The sequence below is a fragment of the Pantoea sp. paga genome, assembly GCF_007558755.1.
GTDB classification, from domain to species: Bacteria; Pseudomonadota; Gammaproteobacteria; order Enterobacterales; family Enterobacteriaceae; genus Pantoea; species Pantoea agglomerans.
This window is the reverse complement of sequence record NZ_VLTF01000002.1, coordinates 587962-602420: the sequence shown is the minus strand read 5'-3', so window position 1 is coordinate 602420 and position 14459 is coordinate 587962. Positions and strand designations below refer to the sequence as shown.

Genomic DNA, 14459 nt, shown 5'->3' with positions numbered 1-14459 from the left:
AGCCTGCATGGAAAACGTGCAGCGAATTTTGACCAGACGGTCTGAAATGGACCAGTTACTCCACTTACCTCTTTCGGGTTAATTTTAACTCATTGTTATATAAAACAATAAAAAAAGTGGCACACACTTTGCAGAATTGTGACTGAGCGCGGCCCACATGGACGATGCAGGATGCAGTGCAGCGCGTGAAACACCTTTCCCCCATCGCAACGAGGTTTCACATGAAGATAGGCGTCTTTATTCCGATTGGTAACAATGGCTGGCTGATTTCGTCCAATGCGCCGCAGTACATGCCGACCTTTGAACTGAACAAAGCGATCGTGCTGAAAGCAGAGCATTACCATTTCGATTTTGCGCTCTCGATGATCAAACTGCGCGGCTTCGGCGGAAAAACCGAGTTCTGGGATCATAATCTCGAATCGTTCACCCTGATGGCTGGGCTGGCCGCCGTGACATCGCGCATTGAGATCTACGCCACCGCCGCCACCCTGACGCTGCCTCCGGCGATTGTGGCGCGCATGGCGTCCACCATCGATTCCATTTCAGGCGGTCGCTTTGGCGTCAACCTGGTGACCGGCTGGCAGAAACCGGAATATGAACAGATGGGTATGTGGCCTGGCGATGAGTATTTCAGCAGCCGCTACGCTTATCTGACCGAATACGTTACCGTGCTGCGCGATCTGTGGGGCACCGGAAAATCGGACTTTAAAGGTGAGTTCTTCACCATGAACGACTGCCGCGTGAGTCCGCAGCCGCAGCGCCCGATGAAGGTGATCTGCGCCGGACAGAGCGATGCCGGTATGGCCTTCTCTGCTCAGCACGCCGATTACAACTTCTGCTTTGGTAAAGGTGTTAACACACCCGCCGCGTTCAGCTCTACCTCGATTCGCATGAAGCAGGCCGCTGAAAAAGCGGGCCGCGATGTCGGCTCCTATGTGCTGTTTATGATCATCGCTGCTGAAACGGACGAAGAAGCGCGGGCGAAGTGGGAACACTACAAAGCGGGTGCGGATGAAGAGGCGCTCTCCTGGCTCACCACCCAGAGTCAGCAGGACACCAAATCGGGCAGCGACACCAATGTGCGCCAGATGGCGGATCCGACCTCGGCAGTCAATATCAATATGGGCACTCTGGTGGGATCTTATGCCAGCGTGGCGCGGATGCTGGATGAGGTTGCGCAGGTCGAAGGCACCCACGGCGTGCTGCTGACGTTTGATGACTTCCTGCAGGGTATCGAGAACTTCGGGCAGCACATTCAGCCGCTGATGGCCTGTCGCAGCGCCCTGCTCGACGCACAGCAGGAGGTGGCATGATGGCTACCGTTTATTGTGCTCACACGCCGGATGTTCCACAGGTTGAACTGCCGGCGCGGCCAGAACCGATCGCCTTTCCGCCCGGCCAGACCGCGCTGATTGTCGTGGATATGCAGAACGCCTACGCCACTGAAGGCGGCTATCTCGATCTGGCGGGCTTCGATGTTTCCGCCACCAAGCCGGTGATTGCGAAAATCCATCAGGCGGTGACGGCGGCCCGTGCGGCAGGCGTTCAGATCATCTGGTTCCAGAACGGCTGGGACAGTGACTATGTAGAAGCGGGCGACGCCGGTTCCCCCAATTTCCATAAATCGAATGCCCTGAAAACCATGCGCAAACGGCCTGAACTGCAGGGCTCGCTGCTGTCGAAAGGCGGCTGGGATTACGCGCTGGTCGATGAACTGGTGCCGCAACCCGATGATATCGTGCTGCCGAAATCGCGTTACAGCGGCTTCTATAACACCCCGCTCGACAGCATGCTGCGCAGCCGCGGGATCCGTCATCTGATGTTTACCGGCATCGCCACCAACGTCTGCGTTGAATCGACGCTGCGCGACGGCTTCTTTCTGGAGTACTTCGGCGTGGTGCTGGAAGATGCCACTTATCAGGCCGGCCCGCCCTTTGCTCAGCAGGCTGCCCTGTTCAATATCGAAACCTTTTTTGGCTGGGTATCGGATGTCGATACCTTCTGCGAAAGCCTGAATGCCCGCTAATCCACGATAAGGACGACGCTATGCCGAAAAGTATTATTGTTCCGCCAGGCACTACCACCCCCATCGCCCCATTCGTTCCCGGCACGCTGGCGGATGGCGTGGTCTATGTCTCGGGTACGCTGCCGTTTGATGCTGACAACAATGTGGTGCATGTGGGTGATGCCGCAGCGCAGACCCGCCACGTGCTGGAAACCATCAAAAAGGTGATTGAGACCGCCGGTGGCAGCATGACCGATGTGACGTTTAATTCGATTTTTATCACCGACTGGTCGAACTACGCCGCGGTGAATCAGGTTTATGCCGAGTACTTTCCCGGCGAAAAACCGGCGCGCTTCTGTATTCAGTGCGGTCTGGTCAAGCCTGATGCGCTGATTGAGATCGCCAGCGTGGCGCACATCGGCAAAGCGGAGGTCTGATGCAGCTGGATATTCTGGGTCTGCAAAATCCCGATGCACCGACGCTGGTGCTCTCATCCGGTCTGGGCGGCGTGGCGGGTTTCTGGCAGCCGCAGCTGGCCGCACTAACGGCACGCTATCGGGTGGTGATCTATGACCAGCGCGGCACCGGCCGCAGCGCTGACAGTCTGCCGGAAGGCTACAGCATGGCGATGATGGCGGCGGAACTGGCCGCCGCGCTGGCGCAGCACGGCATCCTGCGCTTCAGCCTGATCGGTCACGCGCTGGGCGGTCTGATGGGGATGCAGCTGGCGCTGGATTATCCGGATCGGATCGAACGGATCGCGGTGATCAATGGCTGGCTGACGCTGCATCCCCATACCCGTCGCTGCTTTCAGGTACGTCAGGACCTGCTGCTCAGCGTCGGCGTCGAGGCATTTGTCCGCGCTCAGCCGCTGTTTCTCTATCCAGCGGAGTGGATGGCGCAGCATCAGACGCGGCTGGAGCAGGAAGATAGCCATCACGTCGCACATTTTCAGGGGATGGAAAATCTGATGCGGCGGCTGCACGCCCTGATGAGCGCCGACTTCAGCGCGCGGGCTGCGGCCATTCCACAACCGGTGCTGGTAATCGCCAGCCAGGACGATCTGCTGGTGCCGTGGAGCTGCTCAACTGAGCTGGCCGCGGCCCTGCCCAATGCGACTGAACAGATGATGGCCTGGGGCGGCCACGCCATGAGCGTCACCGCCCCCGAAAACTTTAACGCCCTGCTGCTGCAGTGGCTGGATCAGACTGATGACGTGCAGCCGCTGCAGCGCGTCGTTGGATAACCTTTTCGCGGAGAACACGATGAGCCTGGATACCCTTACCCCTGCCGTTGAGAAAACTGAGTTTCGTAATGCGATGTCGCGGCTGGGTGCTGCGGTCAACATCATCACCACGGAAGGCCCGGCCGGACGCGCAGGCTTTACGGCCTCGGCGGTGTGCAGCGTCACGGATTCGCCGCCGACGCTGCTGGTCTGTCTTAACCGCTCTGCCTCGGTTTACCCGGTGTTCCGCGAAAACATGCAGCTCTGCGTCAATACGCTGGCAGCGGGCCATGAAACGCTCTCCAATCTGTTCGGCGGCAAAACGCCAATGGCTGATCGTTTTATTGCCGCTGAGTGGTCAACGGCCGTGACCGGCTCGCCGGTGCTGAGCGGCGCCGTCGCGTCCTTTGACTGTCGCATCACTCAGATTGTCAGCGTCGGTACGCATGACACGTTGTTCTGCGAAGTCGTGGGGTTAGTGCGCAATGACGACACCCACGGTCTGGCGTGGTTTGACCGGGGATACCATCCCCTGTTGCGGCAGGATGCCTGTTAACGCTTCCCTGAATCCCACCGGCATTCATAACGCTCTGGAGTAGACGATGGCACGATCCTGGTTTCCGCAATGGCAAAAGAAGTCGGCATTAACAGAAAACGGTATTATCGCCCCGGATGAGACCCTGCCTCTGGGGCAGACGCTGGTGCTGGGTTTACAGCATGCGGTGGCGATGTTTGGCGCAACGGTGCTGATGCCCCTGCTGATGGGGCTGGATCCCAACCTGGCCATTCTGGTCTCGGGTATAGGCACGCTGCTGTTCTTCTTTATAACCGGCGGTCGGGTGCCCAGCTATCTCGGGTCGAGCGCTGCCTTTGTCGGCGTGGTCATTGCGGTAACTGGCTTCAGCGGTCAGGGGCTGAATCCCAATCTCAGCGTGGCGCTGGGCGGCGTGATCGCCTGCGGCCTGCTCTACACGCTGATTGGTCTGGTGGTGATGAAGTCCGGCACGCGCTGGATTGAAAACCTGATGCCGCCGGTCGTGACCGGTGCGGTGGTGATGGCTATAGGGCTGAATCTGGCCCCGATTGCAGTTCACAGCGTCTCCGCCTCGTCATTCGACAGCTGGGTTGCGGTGATGACCGTGCTCTGTATCGGTCTGGTGGCGGTGTTTACCCACGGGATGATTCAGCGACTGCTGATTCTGGTCGGCCTGATTCTGGCCTGGGCGATCTATGCGCTACTGACCAACGGTCTGGGGCTGGGTAAGCCGGTCGATTTTACGCTGCTGTCACAGGCCGCCTGGTTTGGCCTGCCGCACACCACCGCTCCCACCTTTGATCTGCAGGCGATGGTGCTTATCGCCCCGGTGGCGATCATTCTGGTGGCTGAAAACCTCGGGCATCTGAAAGCGGTGGCGGGCATGACCGGACGCAATCTCGATCCTTACATGGGACGCGCTTTTGTTGGCGATGGCCTGGCCACCATGCTCTCCGGTTCGATAGGCGGCAGTGGCGTCACCACCTATGCCGAAAATATCGGGGTGATGGCGGTGACCAAAGTCTACTCTACGCTGGCGTTTGTCGCCGCGGCTGTCATCGCCATCCTCGCCGGTTTCTCGCCGAAGTTTGGTGCGCTGATCCACACCATTCCGGCCCCGGTGATTGGCGGCGCATCCATCGTGGTGTTCGGGCTGATTGCGGTAGCGGGTGCCCGCATCTGGGTGCAGAACCATGTCGATTTAGGCCAGAACAGTAACCTGATCATGGTGGCGACCACACTGGTGCTCGGAGCTGGTGATTTCGCGCTGAAAATTGGTTCTTTCACGCTGGGGGGTATCGGTACCGCCACCTTTGGCGCGATTATCCTCAATGCTATTCTGCGCCGACGCAGTGCGGCAAAGCAGGACAAGCCACTGGCGCGACAGCAGGGTTAACTAACTACTCCAGCGGTGTGGCAGCAGGCTGCACCGCTTTTTTTCGTTTCAGCCGCAGCTCACTGACGATCACCCCGCAGACGATCAGCGCCCCGCCCAGCAACGCCAGCGCAGGCAGGCGCTCACCCGCAATACGCCCCACGACGCCGGCCCAGACCGGTTCCCCGGCATAAATCACCGTGGCGCGGGTCGGCGAAACGCTGCGTTGCGCCCAGTTCATGGTGACCTGAATCAGGGCGCTGGCCGCACCCAGCCCCAGCGCGCTGAGCAGCAGCGGTGTTGAGATGGCAGGCACCGTTTCCCCATTGGGGATCATCAGACCAAAGGCGCACAGCGACGCCACCGCCAGCTGGATCAGGGTCACACGGCGCACATCGACCTTACCGGCATAGCGGCTGATTAAGATGATTTCGGCAGCGATCGCCAGGGTACTGATCAGCGTCGCTATTTCACCCGCATTCAGAGTGATGCGACCATCCTGCGGCCCGGCCACCAGCAGCAGGCCGGTAAACGCCAGTACAATCCCCAGCCACGACATCAATCCCGGCGGACGGCGCAGAAACAGCCATTGCAGCAACGGCACAACAGGGACATAGAGCGCGGTGAGAAAGGCGGACTGACTGCTGGAGATGGTCTGCATTCCCCAGGTCTGAAGACCATAGCCCCCGGCGATCGACAGGCCAATCAGCGCCCCCGCTTTCACCTCCAGCCAGGTCATACCTGCCAGATAACGGCGGAAAAAGATCGCCAGCAACAGCGCGGCGGTGGCAAAACGCAGGCCGACAAAGAAGAACGGGCCGGAATATTGCATCGCACGATGCACCACCAGAAAGGTGCCGCCCCAGATCATGGTTATGAATAGTAATACCAGCTCCTGCCGCGTCAGGCGCAGGGTTAAACCGCGGAGTGTGTCCGACATAATTCACCTGATGATGTGTCCGGACAATATTGTGGGGAGAGCGAGGGGGAAAAGCAACGACGTTAACCGCCGGTCTCCACCGGCGGCAGGGTGGGGTTATGCGTCCGGTTTTTTAGGGCTGCTGCGTCCCCCCTTCTCACCCGCGCGCGCGGCGCGCTGCGGATCGTTTTTAAAATTACCGCCGCTGTTTTTTCCCCCTTTACGTCCCGCTTCTGCGGCACGTTCACGGTTTTCAGCAAAATTTCCAGAACCCCCACGATGTGTTGTCATGATTTGCTCCTGTCGCGTAGTGCGATAATTAAGAATTAAAAACAGAGGGCTGACGGCCCGAAACCCGGGAGCAGCCCATGTTTAAATAATAGCCAGATTATCCTTTCACTCTTCCGCCAGTCACATTTAGCAACAGAGTAATCACCAGAAATTTGGCTAAACAACGAACACTCTGCCGACTTACAACCGATTAGCTGCTGATTTATTGCCCGACTCCTCCGCTTCGGCTTCGGCATCGCCTGCGTAAAACGAAAGCTCTTCTATACTTTTTCTGGACGTCAAAACCATCTGGAGAGATCAATGGCTAAGATTCTGGTGCTCTACTACTCGATGTACGGACATATTGAAACAATGGCGAACGCGGTTGCAGAAGGCGCTCGTCGGGTTCCCGGCGCGGAAGTGGATATCCTGCGGGTACCAGAAACGATGGAGGCCGATCGCTTTGCACAGGTGGGCGGCAAAACCGATCAGCAGGCAGCAGAAGCCACGCCTGAGGTGCTGCCGCACTATGACGCAATTATCGTCGGTACCCCGACCCGCTTCGGCAACATGGCCGGACAGATGCGTACCTTCTGGGATCGCACCGGCGGACTCTGGGCGTCAGGCGCGCTGTTTGGCAAGGTTGCCAGCGTCTTTACCTCAACCGGCACCGGCGGCGGTCAGGAACAGACCATCACGTCTGTCTGGACCACCCTGGCGCATCACGGCATGGTGATTGTGCCAATCGGCTACGGCACCAAAGAGTTGTTCGATATTTCTCAGGTTCGCGGTGGCACGCCTTATGGAGCCACCACACTGGCGGGCGGCGATGGTTCGCGTCAGCCTACCGAAGCAGAACTCAATATCGCCCGTTTCCAGGGTGAACATGTGGCCGGACTGACAGTCAAACTGCAGGACTGATTTAATCAAAGGAGAAAAGTATGTCTACTGAACAATCAAAAGCACATCACGTTGGCGAATGGGCCAGTCTGCGTCATACCTCCCCTGAAATTGCTGAGGCCATCTTCGAAGTGGCCAATTACGATGAAAAACTGGCAGAAGAGATCTGGCGTCAGCAAGGCAGTGATGACGTGCTGATTCGCGCCTTTGAAAAAACCGATAAAGATCTCCTGACCTGGGATGACAAGCCCGTAGAACGTAAGAACGTCTGATTCAGGGGCGGGACTTTCCCGCCCTCAATTTTTAGCACACCAAGGAGTACGCTATGTCTTCCTATCAAAGCATTAATCCCGCAAACAACCAGTTGCTGAAAAGCTGGCCGTCACACGATGAAGCCGCCGTCAGCCATGCCCTCGAAGTGGCCGATCGCCTTTTCCATTCTTCATGGAGTAAAGGTGATATTCAGCCGCGTCTGCAGGTACTGAAAAAACTGGCTGACCTGATTGATAGCCGCGCGGAAGAACTGGCCACCATCGCCAGTAAAGAGATGGGTAAACTGATTGGTCAGAGCCGCGGAGAAGTGAAAATCTGCTCGCAGATTGCCCGCTACTACGCAGAGAATGCGGAACGTATTCTGCAGCCGCAGTCCTATCCCAGCGATCTGGGCGAAGCCTGGGTTGAGTATCACCCGATTGGCGTTTTAGTCGCCGTCGAGCCGTGGAACTTCCCTTACTATCAGCTGATGCGCGTGCTGGCACCTAACCTGGCGCTGGGTAACCCGGTGCTGGCAAAACATGCCAATATCGTTCCGCACTGTGCCGATATCTTTGAAAAGCTGGTTCGTGAAGCGGGTGCGCCTGAAGGGGCCTGGACTAACCTGTTCATCTCCACCGATCAGGTCGCCGATCTGATTGCTGACGACCGGGTGCAGGGTGTCGCCCTGACCGGATCCGAGCGCGCTGGCAGCGCCGTGGCTGAGCAGGCCGGTAAGCATCTTAAGAAATCGACGCTGGAGTTGGGTGGCAATGACGTGTTTGTGGTGCTGGATGATGCCGATCTCGACGAAGCGGTACGTCAGGGTGTGCAGGCTCGCCTCAGCAACTGCGGCCAGGTCTGTACCGCCGCAAAACGTTTTATTCTGCATGAGAAGATTGCCGATCGCTTTATCAGCCAGTTCAGCGCTGCACTGAGTTCCGCTACGCTGGGCGATCCGCTGGATGAGAAGACCACGCTTGGCCCGCTCTCCTCCGCTGACGCGCGTGACCGCCTGGTGAAACAGGTAGACGAAGCCGTCGCCAATGGCGCAAAACTGGTCACGGGCGGCAAAGCCGTTGACGGTGCAGGTTGCTACTATCAGCCAACCATTCTCACTGGCATTACCCCGGATAATCCCGCCTATTATCAGGAGTTCTTCGGTCCGGTCGCGCAGGTTTATGTCATAGGTGACGATCAGGCGGCTGTGGCGCTGGCGAACGACTCTCACTATGGTCTGGGCGGCTCGGTCTGGACACGCGATATTGCACGGGGTCGTAAACTGGCCTCCGCCATTGAAACCGGCATGGTGTTTATCAACTCCCAGAGCGACACCTCAGCGGAACTGCCCTTTGGTGGCGTGAAACGTTCAGGTTATGGCCGTGAGCTGTCTGATCTGGGCATCAAAGAGTTTGCTAACCAGAAACTGGTGGTCGTGGCGGGTTAACCGCCTTGCAGCCATAAAAAAACCCCGTCTCGACGGGGTTTTTTATTATCGGCCGGATAGCGCGATTACTGTGTTGCCACAGCCGCTGACTTTGATTCGTCGTTGCGCGCTGTTGCAGGCGTGTTCGAGGCGTTAGCCTGGTCAGCCGCGCTTTTATCGGCACTGGCTGATTTCGCTGCCGCGTTGTCCGCTTTCGCTTTCTCAGCGGCGGCTTTATCGGCTGCTGCTTTGTCCGCTTTTGCCTTTTCGGCTGAAGCTTTATCGGCTGCTGCCTTGTCCGCTTTTGCCTTCTCGGCTGCAGCTTTATCGGCTGCTGCTTTGTCCGCTTTTGCTTTTTCAGCGGCGGCTTTATCCGCTTCAGACTTCTCAGCGGCAGCTTTATCGGCGTCAGCCTTCTCTTTAGCTGCGGTCGCTTTATCCGCTTCAGCCTTATCAGCAGCAGCGTCATTCGTCGCTGCGGCTTTCGCACTGTCGTTGTCAGACTGGGCTACCGGTTGTGGTGCCGCCGCTGGCTGCATTGGCGTGCCCTGCAGCGCAGCATTCAGCACCTGAGAGAACTGATCCCAGCTGCAATAGCCGTTTGCATCGGTCTCACAACCCGTCAGCTGCAGCGTAACGCGCTTCGGTGGGTTCTTCAGGCTCAGCACGTCTGCGTTGCGCAGCTGATCGGCGCTCTGATAGACGTACTCAACTTTGAGCAGGTCTTTATCATTTTTCGCATCATGCCAGCGTTCGAAAACAACCTGACCGCCAATCGGCGTTTTTTCGAAGGTATCAGGCAGTTCATAAGGCTTGACCTGCAACGCGCTCAGCAGCGAGGCGATGTTTGAGTCATGGCCTACCATCAGCGTAATTTTTGGCGCGTTGGCTTTGTCCTGATCCACTAACTGACTGCGGATGTAGTCCACCAGCGGTGCCGCCACTTCACGGGAAATGTCCGGGCTGGTAAACAGCGCATCCTGGTAACCATTTTTAATCGCTGACAGCTCTTTCCACTGCTCAGGCGTTTTGATCTGGCCCCATGCAACCTGATCCAGCGGGAAACCTTCGTAATATTGCAGCGTGAACGCATCCATCAGGGAATTCCCCGTTTTCAGCGGGCCACTGACATTCGGTTCTTTACCATTTTCAGCGCTGAAGGTGTTCTGACCACTGCTGAGGTCACACTGCTTTTTATTGTTGCAGGCAGGCGATGCTTTGTAGTCGACAATCTTTTCCAGGCGCTGGAAGGCAGGCTTCAGCGACAGTTTTTCATTCGCAGCGGCCATCTCAGCCAGCGCTTTCTTATTGAATGCTTCACTGCCATCTGTGATAACCGGATTGAAAATAGGATCCATGGAGCCCATTTCATCCTGATGAGTGACAGCGACGTCACAGCCCGGGAAGGCGCCATTAACAAAGAACTGGGCGGTGGCCACAGTGCGCTGCAGGCTGTTGGCGTAAACAAAGACGTTATTGCTGTCAGGACAGCTGCCGTTCTTCACCAGGCCCTGCTGTGCCAGCCACTGACGGGTGTAGTTACCCATGTAGACTTCCAGCACACCACCTTTAGTAGTCAGCTGTCCGCCGGGAACATCCCACTGCGGCCAGCTCTTTTTGGTCGACTGCGCCAGCACGCTGCCATTATCAGCCAGCGGTGCACGCAGATTGTGGCGACTTAACATCAGCACCTGTTGCAGCTGCATATCACCCTCAGCAGCAAATGCTACCGTTCCGACCGGCAATGCAGCGAGCACTGACAATGCGCAAAGACTCAGTTTCTTGATCATTGTGCCTATTCCATTCATTCAGTAAAGAAACACTCTGGCTATCAACCGATTAGCTCGCCTCAGAGCGATGTAATCAACAGTGTAACTCAGCTCGCCTCAGAAAAGCGCCAGATGTTTGCAAAAACGGTGAGTGGACTATAGCAGAGATGCACCTGAGAGATGAATGCGCAGCCACGCGTCACAGAGAGAGACACGCTTTTTTCAGACAGGAAGAAGAAACAGTGAGGGCAGAAACGAAACAGGCCAGCACTGAGTGCTGGCCTGTAAAATGTGGCGGAGGAGGAGAGATTCGAACTCTCGGATGGTTTCCCATCGGCGGTTTTCAAGACCGCTGCCTTAAGCCGCTCGGCCACCCCTCCGTTTTGAAACTGTACTGCATTGGCAAAATATTTATTTTTGCCGCTTTATTGCCCAGGGCAGATAAAGTGGCGGAGGAGGAGAGATTCGAACTCTCGGATGGTTTCCCATCGGCGGTTTTCAAGACCGCTGCCTTAAGCCGCTCGGCCACCCCTCCGCAATGACGCGCACTATAAACACCCCGTTTAGGGATGTAAAGCACCTATCTGTCTATTCGCCTGAAAAACAGCCAGATTGTGATTTTTCGGTGTCAAAATCGCCACTCTGCTCAAACAATTAGCAGTTTAGCGCGTAAAGAAGGGTAAAACGCCTTTTCCCTCTTTAATGGCCTGCGTATTCTCGGCACATATTTGGTGTTCTGCTTAAAGGAGCGCAACATGGAAAGAATTGTCACCTCATCGCAGTCCTCACTGCTGTCTACGCACAGAGTTCTGCGCAATACCTATTTTCTTCTCGGACTGACTCTGGCCTTCTCAGCCGTTACGGCTACCGCCAGCACCCTGCTGGCCCTGCCTGCGCCGGGTTTAATCCTGATGCTGGTTGGCTTCTATGGCTTGATGTTTTTAACTTACCGTCTGGCTAACAGCCCGATGGGCATCCTGGCCGCTTTTGCCTTTACGGGCTTCCTGGGTTATTGCCTGGGGCCTATCCTGAGCTCATTCTTAACCGCAGGCATGGGTGACGTGATAGCGCTGGCGCTGGGCGGCACGGCGCTGGTGTTCTTCTGCTGTTCGGCCTACGTGCTGACCACCCGTCGTGATATGTCCTTCCTCGGCGGCATGATGATGGCAGGTTTCGTTGTGTTGCTGGTTGCTGTCGTAGCCAATATCTTCCTGCAGCTGCCTGCATTGCATCTGGCCATCAGCGCCCTGTTCATTCTGTTTTCAGCCGGTGCGATTTTGTGGGAAACCAGCAACATCATTCATGGTGGCGAAACCAACTACATCCGGGCGACGGTTAGCCTCTATGTTTCGCTCTATAACATCTTTGTCAGCCTGCTGAGCCTGCTGGGGTTTGCCCGCAGTAACTAATCCGCAGTGACAGTAGCCTGTAAAACCCCGCTTCGGCGGGGTTTTTGCTTTTACTGCCCGCCAGGTTTGATAAACTGCGCCGTCATTTACTAAGAGGATGTCACGTGAATTTTAACGGTAACGAAATCGCCGTTGATGCCGAAGGCTATCTGAAGCATCCCGGCGACTGGAGTGAAGCACTGGCTGTCCACATCGCCGATCAGGAAGGCCTGACCCTGACCGAAGCACACTGGGAAGTGGTCCATTTTGTGCGCGCCTTTTATCTGGAATATAACACCTCCCCTGCCGTGCGAATGCTGGTGAAGGCGATGGCGCAGAAATATGGGGAAGAGAAAGGCAATAGCCGCTATCTGTTCCGCCTGTTCCCTGAAGGGCCGGCTAAACAGGCGACAAAAATCGCCGGCCTGCCTAAGCCGGCGAAATGTCTGTAATTAACCGGTCGTAAAATCGCGGGGCAGCTCTGCGGGCTGGTGCGGCTCCACCAGCACCTTTTCAACGCGCGCGCTGCGTGGCCCGCCCGCTTTAAGCCAGGCGATCAGCGCATCGACCTGCTCCGCCTCACCCCAGGCCAGCACCTCGACACTGCCGTCATCCAGATTTCGCGCATAGCCCAGTACGCCCAGCGTCCTGGCTTCTGCCTGAGTACTGTAACGAAACCCGACGCCCTGGACGCGGCCATGAACCCATGCTTTAAAACAGGCTGCTGACATTATTCTCTCCTGCTGCTGTTCGTTGCAATTTCCCGTTATCCACCGGACAATGGCGCCTCATTTTTTCAGGTAAGCATAGCAAACTATGACAGTCAGATTGATTCTCGCAAAGGGACGTGAAAAGTCCCTGCTCCGTCGCCATCCATGGGTCTTTTCAGGTGCCGTTGCGCGTCTGGAAGGTAAAGCGCAACTGGGTGAAACCATTGACGTTTGTGACAGCAACGGTAAATGGCTGGCTCGCGCCGCTTATTCACCCGAGTCGCAGATCCGCGCCCGCGTCTGGAGCTGGCAGGCCGATGAATCCATCGATATCGCCTTCTTTGTCCGCCGGTTTGAACAGGCGCAGCAGTGGCGCGAATGGCTGGCGGCCCGCGATGGTCTGGACAGCTATCGCCTGATCGCCGGTGAATCTGATGGTTTACCGGGCGTCACCATCGACCGCTTTGGCAACTTTTTAGTGATGCAACTGCTCTCAGCAGGCGCTGAATATCAGCGTGCAGCGATCATCACCGCCCTGCAGCACTGTTTCCCTGGCTGCGCCATCTATGACCGTTCTGACGTCGCCGTTCGTAAGAAAGAGGGGCTGGCGCTGACGCAGGGCACCGTTACCGGTGAACTGCCACCGCCGCTGCTGCCGATTACCGAACATGGCATGAAGCTGCTGGTGGATATCCAGGGCGGTCACAAAACCGGCTATTACCTTGATCAGCGTGACAGCCGTCTCGCCACGCGTCGTTACGCGCAGGATGCCCGCGTCCTTAACTGCTTCTCTTACACCGGCGGATTCGCGGTTTCTGCGCTGATGGGTGGCTGTAAAGAAGTGATCAGCGTGGATACCTCACAGGAGGCGCTGGACGTTGCCCGTCAGAACGTTGAACTCAATGAGCTGGATCTCTCCCGCGCGCAATTTGAGCGTGATGATGTTTTCAAACTGCTGCGCCGTTATCGGGACAGTGGCGAGAAATTCGATCTGATCATTATGGATCCGCCAAAGTTCGTTGAAAACAAAAGCCAGTTGATGGGCGCCTGTCGCGGCTATAAAGACATTAATATGCTTGCCATTCAGTTACTGAATCCGGGCGGCGTATTAATGACCTTCTCCTGCTCCGGTCTGATGGCCACCGATCTGTTTCAGAAGATCATCGCTGATGCCGCGCTGGATGCGGGCCGTGAAGTACAGTTTATCGAACAGTTCCGCCAGGCCGCGGATCATCCGGTGATCGCCAGCTATCCGGAAGGTCTCTACCTGAAAGGTTTCGCCTGCCGCGTAATGTGACTTGAAAAAACGGCTCCTGCCCCCATATTGGTAAGAGAGCTTTTTTTTGGGAGGTCACAATGATTGCCAGTAAATTTGGTATTGGTCAGCAGGTTCGTCATCGTTTGTCCGGCGTACTGGGCGTTATCGTCGATGTCGATCCTGAATACTCGTTAGATGAGCCTAAAATTGAAGATGTTGGCGCGGAAGAGAAAATGCGCACCGCACCCTGGTATCATGTGGTGATGGAAGATGAGGAAGGCGATCAGGTACATACCTATGTTGCTGAGATTCAGCTTTCCGGCGAAACCAGCATTGAACACCCTGAACAGCCTTCAATGGATGAGCTGGCAGCATCGGTACGTCAGCAATTACAGGCACCTCATCTGCGACACTAATTAGTGGCGGC

General features: G+C 56.6%; 17 protein-coding genes and 2 tRNA genes. 13 read left to right on the top strand and 6 right to left on the bottom strand.

Features of this window, described 5'->3' with window-relative positions:
- Nucleotides 1–221: 221 nt before the first annotated feature.
- Genes rutA through rutG form a run of 6 tightly spaced genes read left to right on the top strand, consistent with a single transcriptional unit; the run spans nt 222 to nt 5161 of the window.
- A complete protein-coding gene (gene rutA / locus FOV68_RS08470; protein ID WP_010669800.1) occupies nt 222–1313 on the top strand; it encodes a pyrimidine utilization protein A in 1092 nt (363 codons plus the stop codon).
- Nucleotides 1313–2026, top strand: a complete 714-nt coding sequence (gene rutB, locus FOV68_RS08465; RefSeq protein WP_143990718.1) for a pyrimidine utilization protein B — start codon at nt 1313–1315, stop codon at nt 2024–2026. Before rutA ends, rutB begins: the two co-directional genes overlap by 1 nt.
- A gap of 20 nt (nt 2027–2046) precedes the next feature.
- On the top strand, nt 2047–2442 hold the full coding sequence (gene rutC / locus FOV68_RS08460) for a pyrimidine utilization protein C (protein WP_031593547.1): 396 nt from the start codon (nt 2047–2049) through the stop codon (nt 2440–2442).
- Entirely contained in the window at nt 2442–3251 is an 810-nt protein-coding gene (gene rutD, locus FOV68_RS08455; RefSeq protein WP_143990602.1) for a pyrimidine utilization protein D, read from the top strand. Before rutC ends, rutD begins: the two co-directional genes overlap by 1 nt.
- A 19-nt stretch (nt 3252–3270) precedes the next feature.
- On the top strand, nt 3271–3786 hold the full coding sequence (gene rutF, locus FOV68_RS08450; protein WP_029518970.1) for an NADH-dependent FMN reductase RutF: 516 nt from the start codon (nt 3271–3273) through the stop codon (nt 3784–3786).
- Between the two features lie 46 nt (nt 3787–3832).
- Nucleotides 3833–5161: a pyrimidine utilization transport protein G gene (gene rutG / locus FOV68_RS08445; protein WP_010669797.1), complete on the top strand. Its 1329-nt coding sequence runs from the start codon at nt 3833–3835 to the stop codon at nt 5159–5161.
- A gap of 4 nt (nt 5162–5165) precedes the next feature.
- On the opposite strand, the gene FOV68_RS08440 is transcribed toward rutG, so the two are convergent.
- Entirely contained in the window at nt 5166–6080 is a 915-nt protein-coding gene (locus tag FOV68_RS08440; RefSeq protein WP_109653173.1) for a DMT family transporter, read from the bottom strand.
- Between the two features lie 96 nt (nt 6081–6176).
- A complete protein-coding gene (locus FOV68_RS08435) occupies nt 6177–6350 on the bottom strand; it encodes a general stress protein (protein WP_010246636.1) in 174 nt (57 codons plus the stop codon).
- A 300-nt stretch (nt 6351–6650) separates the two neighbouring features.
- Between FOV68_RS08435 and wrbA the strand changes: the two genes are divergently transcribed.
- Genes wrbA through FOV68_RS08420 form a run of 3 tightly spaced genes read left to right on the top strand, consistent with a single transcriptional unit; the run spans nt 6651 to nt 8928 of the window.
- The gene (gene wrbA, locus FOV68_RS08430) at nt 6651–7250 is read left to right on the top strand and encodes an NAD(P)H:quinone oxidoreductase (RefSeq protein WP_022625914.1); all 600 of its coding nucleotides are present in this window, start codon (nt 6651–6653) and stop codon (nt 7248–7250) included.
- A gap of 20 nt (nt 7251–7270) precedes the next feature.
- The gene (locus FOV68_RS08425; RefSeq protein ID WP_010669794.1) at nt 7271–7501 is read left to right on the top strand and encodes a YccJ family protein; all 231 of its coding nucleotides are present in this window, start codon (nt 7271–7273) and stop codon (nt 7499–7501) included.
- Nucleotides 7502–7554: 53 nt separating this feature from the next.
- Nucleotides 7555–8928: an NAD-dependent succinate-semialdehyde dehydrogenase gene (locus FOV68_RS08420; RefSeq protein ID WP_052270885.1), complete on the top strand. Its 1374-nt coding sequence runs from the start codon at nt 7555–7557 to the stop codon at nt 8926–8928.
- 65 nt (nt 8929–8993) lie between these two features.
- Here FOV68_RS08420 and agp read toward each other — a convergent pair whose 3' ends face one another.
- From agp to FOV68_RS08405, 3 genes are all read right to left on the bottom strand, one after another.
- Nucleotides 8994–10697 carry a bifunctional glucose-1-phosphatase/inositol phosphatase gene (gene agp, locus FOV68_RS08415; protein ID WP_186289723.1) on the bottom strand — a complete coding sequence of 568 codons (1704 nt, stop codon included), beginning with the start codon at nt 10695–10697 and terminating at the stop codon, nt 8994–8996.
- A gap of 271 nt (nt 10698–10968) precedes the next feature.
- Nucleotides 10969–11056, bottom strand: a tRNA-Ser gene (locus FOV68_RS08410).
- A gap of 67 nt (nt 11057–11123) precedes the next feature.
- Nucleotides 11124–11211 (bottom strand) — tRNA-Ser (locus FOV68_RS08405).
- Nucleotides 11212–11431: 220 nt separating this feature from the next.
- On the opposite strand from FOV68_RS08405, the gene yccA reads away from it, so the two are divergent.
- Both yccA and FOV68_RS08395 read left to right on the top strand, forming a co-directional pair.
- Nucleotides 11432–12085 carry an FtsH protease modulator YccA gene (gene yccA, locus FOV68_RS08400; protein ID WP_003850014.1) on the top strand — a complete coding sequence of 218 codons (654 nt, stop codon included), beginning with the start codon at nt 11432–11434 and terminating at the stop codon, nt 12083–12085.
- A 104-nt stretch (nt 12086–12189) separates the two neighbouring features.
- Nucleotides 12190–12516: a TusE/DsrC/DsvC family sulfur relay protein gene (locus FOV68_RS08395; protein ID WP_010246645.1), complete on the top strand. Its 327-nt coding sequence runs from the start codon at nt 12190–12192 to the stop codon at nt 12514–12516.
- Here the strand turns inward: FOV68_RS08395 and yccX are convergent, their stop codons facing one another.
- Entirely contained in the window at nt 12517–12795 is a 279-nt protein-coding gene (yccX, locus tag FOV68_RS08390) for an acylphosphatase (RefSeq protein WP_064704752.1), read from the bottom strand.
- Nucleotides 12796–12880: 85 nt separating this feature from the next.
- Between yccX and rlmI the strand changes: the two genes are divergently transcribed.
- Nucleotides 12881–14071 carry a 23S rRNA (cytosine(1962)-C(5))-methyltransferase RlmI gene (gene rlmI / locus FOV68_RS08385; protein WP_022625919.1) on the top strand — a complete coding sequence of 397 codons (1191 nt, stop codon included), beginning with the start codon at nt 12881–12883 and terminating at the stop codon, nt 14069–14071.
- 59 nt (nt 14072–14130) lie between these two features.
- Nucleotides 14131–14448 carry a heat shock protein HspQ gene (gene hspQ / locus FOV68_RS08380; protein ID WP_010246651.1) on the top strand — a complete coding sequence of 106 codons (318 nt, stop codon included), beginning with the start codon at nt 14131–14133 and terminating at the stop codon, nt 14446–14448.
- Nucleotides 14449–14459 lie beyond the last annotated feature (11 nt).

Coding starts and splice junctions, on each gene's coding strand:
- yccX (WP_064704752.1), bottom strand. CDS start 12,795: ATGTCAGCAGCCTGTTTTAAAGCATGGGTTCATGGCCGCGTCCAGGGC.
- FOV68_RS08435 (WP_010246636.1), bottom strand. CDS start 6,350: ATGACAACACATCGTGGGGGTTCTGGAAATTTTGCTGAAAACCGTGAA.
- rutB (WP_143990718.1), top strand. CDS start 1,313: ATGGCTACCGTTTATTGTGCTCACACGCCGGATGTTCCACAGGTTGAA.
- yccA (WP_003850014.1), top strand. CDS start 11,432: ATGGAAAGAATTGTCACCTCATCGCAGTCCTCACTGCTGTCTACGCAC.
- rutG (WP_010669797.1), top strand. CDS start 3,833: ATGGCACGATCCTGGTTTCCGCAATGGCAAAAGAAGTCGGCATTAACA.
- rutD (WP_143990602.1), top strand. CDS start 2,442: ATGCAGCTGGATATTCTGGGTCTGCAAAATCCCGATGCACCGACGCTG.
- FOV68_RS08425 (WP_010669794.1), top strand. CDS start 7,271: ATGTCTACTGAACAATCAAAAGCACATCACGTTGGCGAATGGGCCAGT.
- rlmI (WP_022625919.1), top strand. CDS start 12,881: ATGACAGTCAGATTGATTCTCGCAAAGGGACGTGAAAAGTCCCTGCTC.
- rutF (WP_029518970.1), top strand. CDS start 3,271: ATGAGCCTGGATACCCTTACCCCTGCCGTTGAGAAAACTGAGTTTCGT.
- FOV68_RS08440 (WP_109653173.1), bottom strand. CDS start 6,080: ATGTCGGACACACTCCGCGGTTTAACCCTGCGCCTGACGCGGCAGGAG.
- FOV68_RS08420 (WP_052270885.1), top strand. CDS start 7,555: ATGTCTTCCTATCAAAGCATTAATCCCGCAAACAACCAGTTGCTGAAA.
- rutC (WP_031593547.1), top strand. CDS start 2,047: ATGCCGAAAAGTATTATTGTTCCGCCAGGCACTACCACCCCCATCGCC.
- rutA (WP_010669800.1), top strand. CDS start 222: ATGAAGATAGGCGTCTTTATTCCGATTGGTAACAATGGCTGGCTGATT.
- agp (WP_186289723.1), bottom strand. CDS start 10,697: ATGATCAAGAAACTGAGTCTTTGCGCATTGTCAGTGCTCGCTGCATTG.
- hspQ (WP_010246651.1), top strand. CDS start 14,131: ATGATTGCCAGTAAATTTGGTATTGGTCAGCAGGTTCGTCATCGTTTG.
- wrbA (WP_022625914.1), top strand. CDS start 6,651: ATGGCTAAGATTCTGGTGCTCTACTACTCGATGTACGGACATATTGAA.